Raw genomic sequence first — 14,801 nt, 5'->3', positions numbered from 1 at the left:
CCAGGCACCGCCTCGCCGGGTATGGGCCTCTGCAAAAGTGGACACAGTAACAGCAGGTGTTATTGTATGAAGCAACGCTGGCAGAGTTCAGCATTTGCTTCCGAAGCAGGTGTACCGTTCAAAACACTTCTAGGAGGAAACCGATGAACACGCACGAATTCGTGGAGAAGTTTCAGGAGAACATGAAGAAAGCGGAGAAGAACAAGCGCCGCGGCAAAGGCTCACCGGAGGCCCGGTTGGCAAACAAGCAGCACAGCTCCAATAAATAGCACCAAGCGTAAAAGGGATGCCCGCATTAAGCCAGTTCAACCGGCTTTGACGGACATCCCTTTTGTACTGCTTACAGAGATATGCTTCTATCTATATTACAAGGAAGTGCTGGCGGTAAATCGGGTTAATCGGGTTAATTGCTTAATTTCGCTACACCTGCAGCCACTTTCTCAAGCTGGGCCTTGCTCAGCGCTTTGTCCGGAGAGCTGAGGGTGACATAGCGGTCATCCAGCTTGAAGGTCAGCATAGGGATATCCGAAGGGGTATACCATTTGCCTTCCGCCCCGCCCGACAGCTTCACTGTCGTGCCGTCATACTCATAGGAGTAATCGCGCGGCGAGATGTCCACATTCATATGATTGAAGAGGAATCTTACGCCATCGGAGCCTTCGGCTGCCTTCTGGAAGGCGTCTCCGCTGATCATCTGCAGCGGTGCATAAGCAGCTTCGAAGCCCTGGAAGGCGGCAAAGGCCTTATGGATGGCTTCTTTTTGCGCAGCGCTGTATTGGACAGCGGCCACAGTGATTTCCGAGCCATTACCCGGCGTTGTTGTTCCCGCTGCCGAACCGAGAATAACCTGATTGGTTGAAGGATTGAAGGTAACCGGCACTTTCAGTGCGTTCGCCAGCGCACGGACAGGCAGATAAGTTGTGTCATTGTAAGTGATCGGCACAAGCGTCTTGCCATTGTTGTCCACCGGTGTATATGCGGCTCCGTTTACCGTGAATCTAATGCTGTGGTTAAGATATGCGCTGATCTTCTGCAGGTTGGTTCCCGCATATACTCCCGCCGAGCCTGTAACTGCCATTCCGAATACCATCGTTGCTATGATCATTTTTTTGCTTTTCATGACATCGTCTCCTTGTAAGCTCGTTTGTTGTGTGCCTGCCATGGATACATTTAATCATGAACTTGTTTCCAACTTGTATCGTGATTGTAAAGAACTAATTCCAAGCGGCAGCCCGGGGACTATCGGCGTCGGCCGGGAACCTGTATGTTGTACACCTCAGCGTACAGGAGGTCTCTGTACAACCTGAACTCCTGCAGCGTGGCCTGCCGGGGGCAGGTCATGATGCGCAGCGGCAGAGCGGCCTGTCCTGTCCGCAGCGGAGGCTGCACGTAGTCAAACGGATTCATGTGAAAGCCCAGCCGCTCATAAAAGCCAATCCTGCGCTGCGCAAGCTTCCCTTCCGGCAGCTCCACCTCCAGCATAACCGGCTTGCCGGGACGGCTGAGATAAGCCTGCATCAGCTTCTTCCCGATGCCGCTCCCTCTGATCTCCGGATTGACGGCAAGATGCTCGACAAACCGCAGCTCCGGGAATTCCCAGGCGGCCAGAAAGGCCAGAATGCGGTTCTCCGCATCGCGCTCGGTGTACAGACGATAATGGCGGTGGCTGAGCAACGCCTTTTGCCCGTTGTAGGTTCTGAACTCAGTGTCAGGAAAGGAGGCTTCCATAATGGCATAAACCTCTTCAAAGGCTGTAGGGTTCATAATCATCTTCCCGCTTTCTGCATCATATGTCACAATAACCGAACTCCATTCTAAACCGCTTCTCCAGGGCGGCATAATAACCGGCAGAAACCACCGGACGTGCGCCCCGGAGAATCTCCTGCATATAATGCGCGGGCGGAGCCGTCTCCGCTTTTTTATCCGCCACAACAAAAACAACCGCATCCTCGGATGCTCCGTTCCCGCGCTGCACCCGCACCACTGCTGGACGGTATAATCCTTCTTCCACGCCCTCTCTGGCGTACAAATAATTCTCCAGACATTCGCGGGTAATCCGGTACAGCTTGCCTTCAGCTCTGCCTGCGCGCTCCACAAGATCAGCCCGTCCGCCATCCGCAAGCGGCAGGGTGAATGCCACCCCGAAGCCTTCGAGCACACCGCGTCCTTCCTCGCCGCTGAAGCAGCCTTCCCTTCCGGCCTGCTCAATCCGCTGCAGGTCCATGCAGCTTCCGTAGGCAAAATAGAGCAAATTCTCCGCTTGCTTCAGCCTGTACAGCTTCCAGTCCCCTTCGGGGATGGCGTTATGCCGCCGCGCATGCCGGTACACATACAGCCACGACTCCACCTTTCCGTTATCCGTGCTTGCTTCTGCCCTGATCCGTTCATATTCATTCCGTTCATCATCCGGTCCATAGTAATCCTCCAGCTCATCCAACCGCTTAAGCACAGCTTCCGTGATCTCGTACAGCTCTCCGGCCACGCGTCCTTCCCCTTCAATCAGCACGGGATAGCCCAGACCTGTATCCTCAAGCCTCCCCTTCACCTGCGCCTGTGCAGAGAATAATCCGCTGCCGCCCAGCAAGTGATGATATTGTTCCCCTTGCCGCAGTGTTCCGTAGACAAAGACAAGCCCCATAATGCTCCCTCCCTGCAGATCACTCTATATTTCTGCATTATAACAAAATAAGAATAGTCACAGAAGATTCTCTGCTTCGTTCTGCTGCAATTAGCATCTGGTACTAGGAGAACGTGATATACTGTATCTATTAACAAACCCCATCATGTTTACATTAGGAGAGATTTATTTTGGATAATCATCAGTGGATTGCACCTGAATTCTACAATCTCACTTCAGAAATGGAGCAGCATCCAGCCGGAAAGATTGCGCTGAAGTGGCTGCAGGAGAACGGGAATTACGAAGAAATCACCTACGGCGACCTAACGAAGCAGGCCAACCGCCTTGCCGGCGGGCTGTCCGGGCTTGGTCTTGCGCAGGGGGACCGCGTGCTTGTCATGGTTCCGCGCCGGATTATTGCTTATGTTATTTATCTGGCCTGCCTGAAGCTGGGGCTTGCCGTTATCCCCTCCTCCGAAATGCTGCGGGCCAAGGATCTGGCTTACCGGCTGCGCCACTCCGAAGCCAGAGCCGTCATTGTCTGGTCCGAAGTGACCGGAGAAGTCAATAAAATCACCGGGGATCTGCCTGCGCTCGATTACCGGCTCTCCGTTGGCGGAAATGAAGCAGAGCTTGACAGCGGATGGACGGACCTTGAGGGCCTGATGAACGGCCAGCCGGAGACATTCACTGCCGTAGCCAGCCGCCGCGAGGATATCGCCATTCTGGCATACACGTCGGGAACGACCGGCAATCCGAAGGCCGTGGTTCATACCCATGGCTGGGGTTACGCCCACCTGAAGATTGTATCGTCCCTGTGGCTGGATATCCGGGAATCCGATACCGTCTGGGCCACCGCCGCCCCGGGCTGGCAGAAATGGATCTGGAGCCCTTTTCTCACTGTTCTCGGCAATGGCGCAACCGGCTTTGTCTACAATGGCCCGTTTCATCCGGACCGGTACTTGCAGCTGCTCCAGGATCAGGGCATTCAGGTATTGTGCTGCACACCGACCGAATACCGCCTGATGGCCAAGACCGAAGGCCTGGCCCAGTTTGATCTGTCGAAGCTGCGCTGCGCCGTGTCCGCAGGCGAGCCGCTGAACCAGGAGGTTATCAACACCTTCCGGGAGCATTTTGACATTACGATCCGTGACGGCTACGGGCAGACTGAGAGTACGCTGATCATCGCAGCGCTGAAGGATGAACCGATCCGGGTCGGCTCCATGGGCAAATCGATTGCTCCGGGCATTGTCGAGGTGATTGACGAGGAAGGAATTCCGCTGCCTGCGGGAGTCGTTGGAGATATTGCCGTGCACTTAAGCATGCCGGCCTTGTTCCAGAACTATTACAAGGACCCTGAGCGCAAGGTGAACTGCTCGCATGGGGATTACTTTGTCACCGGAGACCGGGCGCGCAAGGATGAAGACGGCTACTTCTGGTTCGAAGGCCGGGGCGACGACATTATCATCAGCTCAGGGTATACCATCGGGCCGTTTGAAGTGGAGGAAGCCTTGATGAAGCATGCGCTGGTCAAGGAATGCGCTGTAGTGGCAAGCCCTGACGAGATCCGCGGCTCGGTCGTCAAAGCCTTCGTGGTGCTGAAGGACGACAGTGCCGGTACACCCGAGCTGGTAAAAGAGCTGCAGGCCCATGTCAAAGAATGGACTGCGCCTTACAAATACCCGCGTAAAATTGCGTTCATCCCCGATCTTCCGAAAACCGCCTCCGGCAAGATCCGGCGCGTTGAGCTGCGCGAGCAGGAAAAGAGAGCTGCCCGGGAATAAACGCTTCACCGGCAGGAGCAGAGCTGCGGTAATTGCTTCAATTATAGCGAACGGGTGCCCTCCGCATTAAGGAAGGCACCCGTTGTTTTGGTGTGCTTGAAATTATTCCGACCAATATTCCGCCTCCGGATTGAGCGACGCGCCGACTTCTCCTTCCAGGACCAGATCACAGTCCAGGTAGCCTTCCTCATCCAGAAAGTAAACCTCCTGCCTATAGAACTCGCAAAGGGTCTCCAGGAACTTCTCCGGCGAATTGTACATCACAGCCAGGTCGCCGTAAGCATGCAGCAGGTCACAGATCCGCTCTGTTCCATCTTCACTCTGGAAATAACAGATGAAGTCACTGCCGCAGTTGGTCAGAACGGGCAGGACGGTTCCGCCGCCGCTGTAGCCCTTCGCTTCCAGAATACTGCGCAGCACCTTGATTTCCTGCTCATATTCCCGGATATGAATCAGCCTGTAGCCCGGAATGAATTCGATCAGGCTTGGCTCCTCTTCGTCGCTGCCTGTACCGGAAACCCGGCTGTAGATCACTTGTAAAAGCTCCGGCGCGTCCGGCACAATACCGCTGATTGCAGCGGATGCTTCCGCTTCTTCTCCGCCGCCTAATCCGGCAATATACCCGGGGCGCAATACGGCCGACAGCTTGAGGTATTCCTGAAATAAGCACGTTAATTGTTCAGCAGATGAAGATTTACGCATGTTGTCATCCTTTGCATGATCAGATTTAAGCATTGCATTAATTCCACCATACTACACCTCTGCCAAGCTAAGCAATGCGGCGGCCAAGGACACCCGGGCCTTTGGAAGCTCCCGGAATCATCTTGAAGAATCTTCCTGACAAGCGGAGAAGGTCACTTCATATCCCCCCAGCCGCTTTTTCGCAAGCGTTAGCGGGAAAAAGGCTCCCTAATCGATCCGTTTCGCCCCCTTGCAGAGGAATACGCCTACATTAAGAGGAACCTGAACCATTCATCCAAAGGGCAGCCATTTTAGTGGTAAAAAGGATAACTAATCCACCGCCTTCGGAGACTGGATCATCCCTAGTGGGAAAAAGTATAACTAATCCGGATGAAATCAGCCGTATGGGGGGAGCGGGCCTCCATTAAGTATACAAAATCCCACTAAAGCCTGTTAAATCCAGAATTTTAGTCCATTAGTGTTACTTTTTACACTTCGCTTCAGTCCCCTATGAATCTCATCCTTGCGTTCCATCAGTGTGTTCAGATTCTCCGGTTCAATTCAGGATAAATTAAGTTTCTTTACTGTGTTTTTTAAAGATTACAGAACCGCCCTCCGCTTAAACAGCGGAGCGGACGGACCCGCGGAACAGCGGCAGCGGCCGCCCGGGTCTCCGGATTTTCACCGCTAAGAGACTGCGACGAAATAAAGTACCGCTACATTGTTGACAAAACTCCCAAAACCGTGGAGCTTTTGTCAACAAAAGCGGGTACTCATTTCCTCGCAGCTCCTAAGGGGAATGAAATAAATCTGGAGACCACAGCGACCCGGACAACGCTCCGTTCGCGGAGCGTCCACTCCAGAAGCCTGCGTATATCCTGCGCAAGCGGAAACGGATATACCGTCCTTATAACGACGGTATATCCGTTTCCGCGGGAAAGATAAGGCTAATTTTTAGCGTGAAACCTATAAATTCTCTTTTGAAAAAGCGGAGCAACAGGCATGTCCCCCGTCACTCCGCTTTCTTATCTTTCTGATGTAGTGGCCGAAAGCCACAGTTTCTGCAGCCAAGCGTCAAAATCCTCGCCCTTCTCGCCTTCATAGGCATCATAGACATCAATGCGCATCCTCTTCAGCTTCTCCTTGAATTCCTCATACGAATGGTCCCGCGGAAGGCTCTTCTTGATGCGCAGCACAATCTTGGATATTCCTCTGAACAGCTCCGGCTTGTTCTTCGAAGGCACCTTGACATCTTCACCGAAGGCCTTCAGCTTCTCATAGGCAGCTTCTTGGACGGTATATACAGGATCGCTGATCATCAGACGATTCAGAGTATCAATAATTTGTTTATGGTTCCAGCGGCCAAGCTCCTCCACGGCCTCAAGGCGGGCTCTCCAATCGGCAGAGCGTCCGGCAGCCTTCTTCAGTTCCCCGTAATTCTCCGGCAGTCCATTGTTCATTTCTTCATTATTCAAAACGTTACAATCCCCTTCTTGGTTAAATCTGCTGGTCGTATAGCAGGCCTGGGAAGCTTGCACATTCCGGGCGCAGCTATATAGTGCAATTCTACCGTACTGCACTCCTTGATTTCAATCTTTTGGACAAAATATTATTCCACGGCTCCAAGCAAAAACGGGTTCGCCGTCCCTGACAGGGGCAGCTCCCGTTTCTCCAAGAACAGGCGGTCCATCATCCCCTTTATTACGGCTGAGCCACAGGGAAGCGGCCTTTTGCTTCTGATGGAATACAGCGGGGGATATGCCGAATACAGCGCCCGTCACTTGCAGCGCACCTCCAAATCACGTCTGTTCCTCCGCGCCCGCCGCAGCCGGCGCAGGTTCACCCGCCTTTACCAGCGCCCTGCTGCCCAGCAGGAAAAATCCCTGAATAAACATCAGCAGCCCGGTCAGCCTCAGCAGCCATTCAATTTCCACCACATCGGCCAGCGGACCAAAGATGAGCATCCCAAGCGGCATCATAGAGCTTGAGATCATGCCCAGCACACCGAATACTCTGCCCAGGTAATCGGGCTCCACCTTCTCCTGCAGCAGCACTGCGGAAGGGGTATTGAAGAACGGCATCGCCAAGACGCCGCCAGTCTTTTCCGTCTACCTCTGGTGGATTTTTACGGCGATACTGTCTTCGGTAACATCATCCATAAATTCTTCCTTGGTTGCCTCATAGATAATCATGTTCCATCTCCCAGCCTACTCAGCTTCGCTGTACTTTCCTCTTTCTAATCTATCAAATCCCCGGACTGCGTCAATAGCCTATTTTCAATGTTATATACATTCTAAGGAGCTTGAGCTGCTGTATTTGGCATAGTCCGGAAAATTGACAATTTTCTGTTATTGATGTTACGCTCACAATGCGTTCTTTAAACCGAACGCCTGTCCAGAACAAAGCGGTACAAATCCAAGTGAGGAGATTTCTTATGACTGACGGGTATGCCCTGGATAAAAAGAGCTTGTCCAAGGAGCTGATGCTTCTTCTTGCAGTACTGAAAACTGATGACATCGATGAAACGGCAGAGCGGAATCCACAGATGTTCGCCGATATCGACTGGGAGCTATGGGTACGGCTGTCCCTGCATCATCGCGTGTTTCCATACATATATCCAAAGCTTAGCCGGATGCATGAAGAGCATGTCCCTGCCGGGGTTACCCAGCGTTTGAAATGGGAATACCGCAAAAATACCGTTCAAATGCTCCAGCTCAGCGGGGAAATGGGCTATATCGGCGAAGAGCTGGCGAAGCAGAATATCCGTTCCTTGTTCCTGAAGGGACCCGTACTGGCCCAGGAGCTGTACGGCGATATCTCGCTGCGCACCTCGCGTGATCTCGACTTCCTGGTACCGATGGAACAGCTGGCTGAAGCGGAAGCGCTGCTGGTCCGGCTCGGATATATAAAGGAAGAGGATTTCGAGAGTATTCTGGGGGATTGGAAATGGCGGGAGCATCATACGACATTCAATCATCCCGCCAAGGGAATCAAGGCCGAGGTGCATTGGCGGTTAAGCCCCGGTCCCTCCAGGGAGCCTGGGTTCGATGAGCTATGGAGACGTGCGCGGACCAGCAGCCACTTCGGCCGGAATGTTCATTATTTGGGCAGCGAGGACTTGTTTCTTTTTCTGGTTGCCCATGGCTCGCGCCATGGCTGGTCGAGACTGAGATGGCTGCTGGATATCAAACTGCTGCTGCTGCAAAAGCCCGACTCCGGCAAGCTGAGCGGACTGCTGCAGCGTTATAATTACGCCGATGCGGGCGGGCAGGCGCTGTTGCTTGCCGCCGACTTGCTGGAAGCGCCCGTCGAACCCGCGCTGGCGGGCCTCGCAGAGCGGCCCAAGGCTCGGCGGATAGCCCGGCTTGCGCTATTCTATGTGGCGCGCATGGTCAATCTGCACAATCCTCCCCTGGAGCCGGAGGTGAAGCGGCATTACAAATATTATCAGCCCGCGATCCTGACGCCCTGGCATCAGCTCCTGTATGTTATCGGCTTCCTGTATCCTTACGCGGCGGATGCAAAAACATTGCCGCTGCCAAAAAGGCTGCATGTGCTCTACTTTCCTTTACGCCCTTTTTTGTGGACCTGGCGCAGGGTACGCGGCGGTACGAAGTAGAGAGGCTTCCGGTGCAGGCGATAGCCTGGAGCCGGTAGACAGATATTGGCGAACCTGCGGGACGGAAGCTCTGGAAGCTGCGCTTTTAGGGAGGGAATAAGCTTGCCGGGGCGTTTACCGCTTATTGGATTGCACGAAATCAGGACCTAATGCTGCAGGCTCTACATCGCCTCCTCCTGGCTGCTGAGCAGGCGGCTGAACATGCCCCCCTTTTCCGAGGCCAGGCCGCTATAGATTCCCTGCTGAATGACCCGGCCCTGGTCGATGACCAGAATCTGATCGGCTCCCCGGATGGTGGACAGGCGGTGCGCAATGACAATGACCGTCACTGAAGCTTTCAGGCGTTCCAGCGCCTCCTGAATCCGTTTCTCGTTCTCGGTATCCAGCGCGCTTGTCGCTTCGTCCAGCACCAGAATGGACGGCTTGCGGATAATCGCCCGCGCCAGCACGAGCCGCTGCCGCTCTCCGCCTGACAGGCGGACGCCGCGGTCGCCAAGCAGCGTATCCAGTCCTTCCGGCAGCTTGCGGACAAATTCTGCCGAGGAGGCGAATTCCAGTGCCTCCCACAGCTCCTCCTCGCTCGCATCCGGTTTGATCATCGTCAGATTATCGCGGATTGTCGCATTATACAGAAACGGGTCCTGCGCCACATATCCGATGGAACGCCGGTAGGAGAGCAGCCGCTCCCCCGTAATCGGCTGCCCGTCGGCCAGGATCTCTCCCGACTCCGGCTGCATCAGCCCCATGAGCAGATCGACGAGTGTGCTTTTGCCCGCGCCCGAACGGCCAACAATTGCCGTCATCCGCCTGGCCGGGATGGCCACGTTCACGCCGCGCAGTGAATATTCCGGCTCGCTCGGGCTGTAGCGGAAGTCTACGCTCCGCGCTACCAGCCCATGCTTCAGCGTCATTGGAGCCACTGCAGCCACCGGCTCCAGCGGTCCTTGCGGGCCATGCTCCGCAGCCTGCAGACACTCCTCCTGGAGCAGCTGCAGCTGCTTGAAGGACGGCAGCACGGACGCAAGCTGCTCCATCAGCGACTGCAGGGTGGCAAAGGTCGGCCACAGCCGGGCGAACACCAGGATAACCAGGAGCAGGTAAGGACCCTCCGCATGCAGAAAGCGGAAGGAGACGAAGATGAACGCCGCGATCAGCAGCGTGGAGGACATTTTGTACAGCAGCTGGGAATTGGAGCGCAGCCGCGTGTAATCCAGCTGTTCGCTTTTGACCTCAGCCGTGAAATCATGCATCCAGCTCAGCCGGGAATGCTCAAGATTGTTGCTTTTGATATCCTTGATGCCGTTCAATTGGTCCGTAATCCCGGCCAGATACTGCTGGCCCAGCAGGGAAGTGCGGCTGCCCAGCTTCTTCGCCTTGCGGATAAATCTCCGGGAGAATAAGGACAGCAGGACGGCGCAGACCAATACAGAGAGGGTCATCCTGGGAGACAGCCAGAAGGCGAAGCCGATCTGCACCAGCGTGAACAGCAGTGAAGTCAGGAATTGCAGGAAGCAGCTGATTCCCGCCAGCACTCTGGCCATCTCGGTGGTCATTACGTTGATCAGGTCGGAGGTGCGCTTCTTCAGAAAAAAAGACCACTCCGCCCGCAGCAGCGCGCTGTACACCTCATACCGCAGCTGCCGGCTGTAGCTCTGCTGAATATCCACGTTCCGCACAGCCACAGAACGCGAGATCAGATTCTGGCACAGCACGATGAACACATACGCCCCGAGCACCAGCAGAAGCGCCGCTGTCTGCGGCAGCTCCGATATGAAACCGAGCATGGGAAGATTATAGCCCGCCGCGCTCCCGCCAAGCTGGATGCCGGCCATGCCCAGCATAGGGACCAGCAGCAGAATGGCGGAGCTTTCCAGGAGGCCGCTGACCACCATACCGATCAAATTCAGATACAGCTTGACTCCGGACAAGCGCTGAAGCTGCCGGATGTAATAGATTATCGCTTGCATGGACCCACCTCGATCACTCGGCATGTAACACTTTGGCGAATTTCTCCACCACTACAAATCCCTTCATCGCATCGTCGCCGGAGACATAATACGCCCCGCTGCGCAGCCAGGCATGGGCAATCATCCGGCCCTGCCTGTCCTTGGCGACTCCCATGTACAGCGTGCTCTCGATCCCGCGTTTCTCGAGCATTTTCAGTCCCGCAACCGCCCGGACCATACATGTGCTTTTCCAGGGCGTGTAGCGGCTGATGACCCGGATAGCCTTGGTAATATGCTGGATGCGGGCGATATCGCCCTCTTTCGACACCGCCGGTGTCTCCCTGGACTGTATCCCCAGCTGCGGTGCCGTCTTGGCAAAAGGAAACAACAGCTGGATTCGAACGAGAAAAAGCCTCCAAAGCGCCTCGGGAACGAGCGCCAAGGCGGCTTTGTCGACCGTCAGCAGCAGGCGTATGCGCCGGAGGGTAATCATGGCCGGCTTACGATGGAGGCAAGCTCCTCATTCAGCAGGCTCCGCAAAAAGGCAAATACATCCTGACGGGCAATTTCTTCCGGAACCTCAAAGCTCTCCTGAATGATCTCCACCACCCGGCCCGCAGTCACAGGCGACGCCAGCGCTGTCCAGATTTCTCCGCCTACCTCGCCTAGGTTGTAGTACTTGCCATTCTTCACATTCAGCATGACCTTCTCGCCGTCCATGTCGCTGGCAATGTTGCCTTCACACTGCATGAGCACCGAATCAAGGGACAGTATATCCGCAGTATTCATATTCATGTGTTCATCCCCTTCACTTGTTGTCGGATCGTTTCAAGAATCAGCGAGGCTTGCTGCGGAGCGCTGAAGCCCTGCTCAGGCCGGGTCAGCCGGTACATCGGCAGCCGGTTCACGAACGAGGCCAGCATGCCGAAATGCCACTCGCGGATGCCAATCCGGTCCACAATCGCTTTTTGATAAGTATGGTTATATAACGTGTGAAACCGCTCCATGCCGTGAATCGGCTGCAAGGCTGCCGGTCCCTCACGGGTGAGCGACAGCTCAAACACCCCGGCCAGCGGCAAGGGCTCGCCATAAAAGCGGTCATGCACCGGCACTGCAAACTTGGTCTCTCTCTCAAACAGAGGACGGTAGGCGGACGAATTCATTCCCAAATAGTCCAAGCTCTGCTGCCACAGCTTCTGCTGCGGATAACCTGGAACTGCTAATGGATGTCCATTTTGCACCATAACGGGAATAACGTCGTCGCTGATCAGCGGACTGCCCTGCTCCATCAAATACGAGGCGAGCGTTGACTTGCCTGCCCCTGAACGTCCAACCAGCGCATAGGCCCTGCCATCAATGACAAGCGCGCTGCCGTGAAGCGGAAGAATCTGTTTCTGCATCAGCAGGATTCCCATACAGCTGCCGAGGATGAACAGCCGGACACAATCCGGGTCTGCACCGGGAACAGGTGATACTGTGATCGTATTGCCGTTCTGCACGGAAAAGACAGCTGTATCCTTCGCCTCGAACATGACCTCAGACCCGGATACTCCAATGCTCGGCGTAATCTTCGGCACCGCCTCCCAGCGTTCCGCCAGATCCTCCTGAACAACCGATACGCTGCCGATCAGTCCCGGTTCACCGGTAAGCGGAAGCTCCGGCAAAGGAAATCCGCTGTGAATTTGCAGCCCAAAAGCTTTGTAGGCCAAGCCTTGAACGGTAGCAGCCATACGATTCACTCCATATCTTCGATTTCCCCGTTTTCCGCGGGTGGATATTGCATCATCTTTCAAGCAGAAACGGCTGCGCCGTCCTTATAGGACGGTATCCGTTACAGCGAGAAAGAGAAGGATAATTTATAGCGTGAAACATATAAATTCTTATCTTTTAAAGATAGCCCTTATCCCCCTCCAGCAAGCTTAGGGGGATGAGGGCTTCGCGAACCAAAAGCAACTTAGGAGTAATGTACGACCTCATCCGGATCATCTTGGAAGGAGTCGGCGATGCTGATTCCAGGTCCAGCCATAGTCATTTTGACGTCGAGCACTTCCAAAGCGGGCTTGCTGTATTCCTTTTTCATAGTTGTCACCCCCTTCCATGTATTCATCCGTCAGGATAGACGCTTCAAGAAACGATGAAATACCAATCCTCGTGTCAGAAGCCGAAAATCCGAGTTGAAAATTAAATTGGGTGCGGGCTCACTACCCAGCCGGTTCAAGCATCCGGCGAGCCCGGCATGATTTAAGTAAACAGAAGTTCGGGGGTCTTGAATCATTTCTTGAAGCTCTTTTATAAAATCCTTCCATTGCGGAAGCATCCGGCAAATCCCGTCCGCTCCCTGCACACCGCGCCGCTTCCGGTTCAGGCGCACCTCATCCGGCAGCAAGCCTTCCATAGCTCTGCGGATCAGCGAACGGTCCACCCCGTTCTGAACATACTGCCCTTCCGGAACAGACAGGCAGAAGCGGATAACGCGCAAATCGTTCGTAGGGTCACGATCCCACACCCGGTATTTCAGCGACAGCTTCGTAGCCACCGTTCCGTTGACGTTCCAGATATGCGGCTGCTCAAAATGCCTGCGGCGGATATCGTACACCGTCTGGGAAGACGGCCCGCCGTTCATGCCCATCGCCTTAAGCCGTTCCTGCACTTCCGTGCGCCGCGCGAAATCGGGATGAATCAGCTCAGGGGGCGCTTCCTGCCTGGCCGGCAGCAGCCGGGCCAGGGACGGGAACGCTTTTTTGCCGACAATTTGCAGCACCTTCCTGCGGCTGGCTCCCATCGACTCATTGTACTGCCTATTCTCCCGGTAAAAGGATATCCAGCGGAATTCACGGATCAGCTTGGCCTGATAGTCCAGTGCCGGCCCCCAGGAGATGCTCCAGTTGCCGCGTTGTCCGCTGAGCAGCACACCGATATTCTTCAGCTGCGCCTGCTCAAAGATTCCTTTTAGCCAATAGGAGTTTTCAATAAATTTATAAGGCATCTCCATGATATCCAGCCACTCATCAATTTCGCTGTACGGACTCAGCTCGGGAAAGTTCAGAAAATCCGGCTGAATGTTCCCCACATAATCAATGGTCTCCCGGATATAGGGACGCTCGTCGGCGACGCGTTTGCCGAGATTGAAAGGGGCAAAGTTGTCCACCGGATATGAACTGAAGGTATGCAGTGGTTGGCCCCGGCGCCGAAGCTCGGCGGCAGCAAAGCTGACTACCGATCCCGAATCCAGGCCGCCGCTTAAGTTGGCACCGACCGCAAGATGCGTCCGGAGCCTGTCGCGGACCGCTTGCCCAAACACTTCGCGGAAGGCTTCCACATACTCCCGGCCTGAGCGTAGCCGCAGCTTGGGGGGAGCCTGCAGTGTGCAGTAGCGGGAGAAGGTGATGTTTCCGCCTTTTACTGAAACGGAATGGGAAGGCGGCAGCTGTTCTACCGGTTGATAGACCGTAGAATAGAGGTCCATGGCATCGGTACGAGTCTGGATGGCCAGAAACTCGGACACCCATTCCTCATTGAGCGCCCGTCCCGCTCCCGGCAGGGACAGCAGCGGGTGGATGACTGTGCAGAAGGAGAATAGTCCTCCCTTCCGCTGGAAGTAAAGCGTGCGGTTCCCGGAGAAATCCCTGGCCCCGAAGAGCATCCGCTTCCGTTCATCCCAGATCATAAAGGCAAAATCTCCAATGAGATAAACCGGCGTCTGTTCGCCCCATTTCTCATAGGCCAGCAGAATGAGCAGACTGTCCGGCATGGAAGCTCTGTCCTCTTGCGGCACCTGAAGCCGCCCGAATAACTCATCCCGGTTGTCAATAATAGCATCAGCGGTAATCGCCAGCTTCCGGTCGGAATCATAGAAAGGAAGCGTCTCTCCAAGAGATTGTGGAGTGATCCACTGCGACATGCAGCCCAGGAAAATCTCCTTGCCCTGCCACATACTGATGTCATCAGCCGGATAGCGGTTAAGCTGCTGCATAAGTCCAGGCCCATGCTCAGGGTCCAGAGGCTGATGCTGCAAATGATAGATTCCGGCGATCGCGCTCATGATAAGGCCCCCACCTGGTTCAAAAGCCTCCTTCGTGCTTCTTGCAAGCATCGGGCGGAGCTTTTTAATAGTTCTTAATAAAGAACATTTCTTAATATATAAGATAACGTTC

The 14,801-nt window shown here is 54.7% G+C and carries 14 protein-coding genes and 1 pseudogene; 3 read left to right on the top strand and 12 right to left on the bottom strand.

All coding sequences use genetic code 11. The features are described from left to right. Positions 1 to 143: 143 nt before the first annotated feature. A complete protein-coding gene (locus tag HYD27_RS11775; protein WP_219215227.1) occupies positions 144 to 269 on the top strand; it encodes a DUF4023 family protein in 126 nt (41 codons plus the stop codon). Positions 270 to 403: 134 nt separating this feature from the next. On the opposite strand, the gene HYD27_RS11770 is transcribed toward HYD27_RS11775, so the two are convergent. The 3 genes from HYD27_RS11770 to HYD27_RS11760 all read right to left on the bottom strand — a co-directional run bounded on the left by HYD27_RS11770 (position 404) and on the right by HYD27_RS11760 (position 2,638). Continuing rightward, on the bottom strand, positions 404 to 1,120 hold the full coding sequence (locus HYD27_RS11770) for a stalk domain-containing protein (protein WP_219215224.1): 717 nt from the start codon (positions 1,118 to 1,120) through the stop codon (positions 404 to 406). A gap of 119 nt (positions 1,121 to 1,239) precedes the next feature. Beyond that, a complete protein-coding gene (locus HYD27_RS11765) occupies positions 1,240 to 1,764 on the bottom strand; it encodes a GNAT family N-acetyltransferase (RefSeq protein WP_219215266.1) in 525 nt (174 codons plus the stop codon). Between the two features lie 22 nt (positions 1,765 to 1,786). Beyond that, on the bottom strand, positions 1,787 to 2,638 hold the full coding sequence (locus HYD27_RS11760) for a gamma-glutamylcyclotransferase family protein (protein WP_219215221.1): 852 nt from the start codon (positions 2,636 to 2,638) through the stop codon (positions 1,787 to 1,789). A 167-nt stretch (positions 2,639 to 2,805) separates the two neighbouring features. On the opposite strand from HYD27_RS11760, the gene HYD27_RS11755 reads away from it, so the two are divergent. Further along, positions 2,806 to 4,401, top strand: coding sequence for an acetate--CoA ligase (locus HYD27_RS11755; protein WP_219215264.1), 1,596 nt, complete (start codon positions 2,806 to 2,808; stop codon positions 4,399 to 4,401). Between the two features lie 102 nt (positions 4,402 to 4,503). On the opposite strand, the gene HYD27_RS11750 is transcribed toward HYD27_RS11755, so the two are convergent. From HYD27_RS11750 to HYD27_RS11740, 3 genes and pseudogenes are all read right to left on the bottom strand, one after another. Beyond that, positions 4,504 to 5,103, bottom strand: coding sequence for a hypothetical protein (locus HYD27_RS11750; protein ID WP_219215217.1), 600 nt, complete (start codon positions 5,101 to 5,103; stop codon positions 4,504 to 4,506). A 1,004-nt stretch (positions 5,104 to 6,107) separates the two neighbouring features. Beyond that, positions 6,108 to 6,557, bottom strand: a complete 450-nt coding sequence (locus tag HYD27_RS11745; protein ID WP_219215215.1) for a HEAT repeat domain-containing protein — start codon at positions 6,555 to 6,557, stop codon at positions 6,108 to 6,110. Between the two features lie 324 nt (positions 6,558 to 6,881). Continuing rightward, a pseudogene (locus tag HYD27_RS11740) lies at positions 6,882 to 7,169 on the bottom strand (MFS transporter); the annotation flags it as partial. A gap of 347 nt (positions 7,170 to 7,516) precedes the next feature. Between HYD27_RS11740 and HYD27_RS11735 the strand changes: the two are divergent. Continuing rightward, positions 7,517 to 8,701: a nucleotidyltransferase domain-containing protein gene (locus tag HYD27_RS11735; RefSeq protein ID WP_219215212.1), complete on the top strand. Its 1,185-nt coding sequence runs from the start codon at positions 7,517 to 7,519 to the stop codon at positions 8,699 to 8,701. 161 nt (positions 8,702 to 8,862) lie between these two features. Here the strand turns inward: HYD27_RS11735 and HYD27_RS11730 are convergent, their stop codons facing one another. The 6 genes from HYD27_RS11730 to HYD27_RS11705 form a co-directional block, all read right to left on the bottom strand. After that, the gene (locus tag HYD27_RS11730) at positions 8,863 to 10,668 is read right to left on the bottom strand and encodes an ABC transporter ATP-binding protein (protein ID WP_219215209.1); all 1,806 of its coding nucleotides are present in this window, start codon (positions 10,666 to 10,668) and stop codon (positions 8,863 to 8,865) included. Between the two features lie 13 nt (positions 10,669 to 10,681). Then, the gene (locus HYD27_RS11725; RefSeq protein ID WP_219215206.1) at positions 10,682 to 11,140 is read right to left on the bottom strand and encodes a lasso peptide biosynthesis B2 protein; all 459 of its coding nucleotides are present in this window, start codon (positions 11,138 to 11,140) and stop codon (positions 10,682 to 10,684) included. Then, entirely contained in the window at positions 11,137 to 11,442 is a 306-nt protein-coding gene (locus HYD27_RS11720; RefSeq protein WP_219215203.1) for a lasso peptide biosynthesis PqqD family chaperone, read from the bottom strand. The genes HYD27_RS11725 and HYD27_RS11720 overlap by 4 nt, the downstream gene beginning before the upstream one ends. Further along, entirely contained in the window at positions 11,439 to 12,377 is a 939-nt protein-coding gene (locus HYD27_RS11715; protein ID WP_219215200.1) for an aldolase, read from the bottom strand. The genes HYD27_RS11720 and HYD27_RS11715 overlap by 4 nt, the downstream gene beginning before the upstream one ends. Positions 12,378 to 12,601: 224 nt before the next feature. Then, entirely contained in the window at positions 12,602 to 12,727 is a 126-nt protein-coding gene (locus HYD27_RS11710) for a paeninodin family lasso peptide (protein WP_219215199.1), read from the bottom strand. A gap of 30 nt (positions 12,728 to 12,757) precedes the next feature. Further along, the gene (locus tag HYD27_RS11705) at positions 12,758 to 14,689 is read right to left on the bottom strand and encodes an asparagine synthase-related protein (RefSeq protein ID WP_219215197.1); all 1,932 of its coding nucleotides are present in this window, start codon (positions 14,687 to 14,689) and stop codon (positions 12,758 to 12,760) included. Positions 14,690 to 14,801 lie beyond the last annotated feature (112 nt).

The organism is Paenibacillus sp. S150 (genome assembly GCF_019352175.1).
Classification (GTDB): Bacteria; Bacillota; Bacilli; order Paenibacillales; family Paenibacillaceae; genus Paenibacillus_AQ.
Note: the sequence above shows the minus strand (reverse complement) of the source record. Positions and strands in the feature narration are given on the sequence as shown.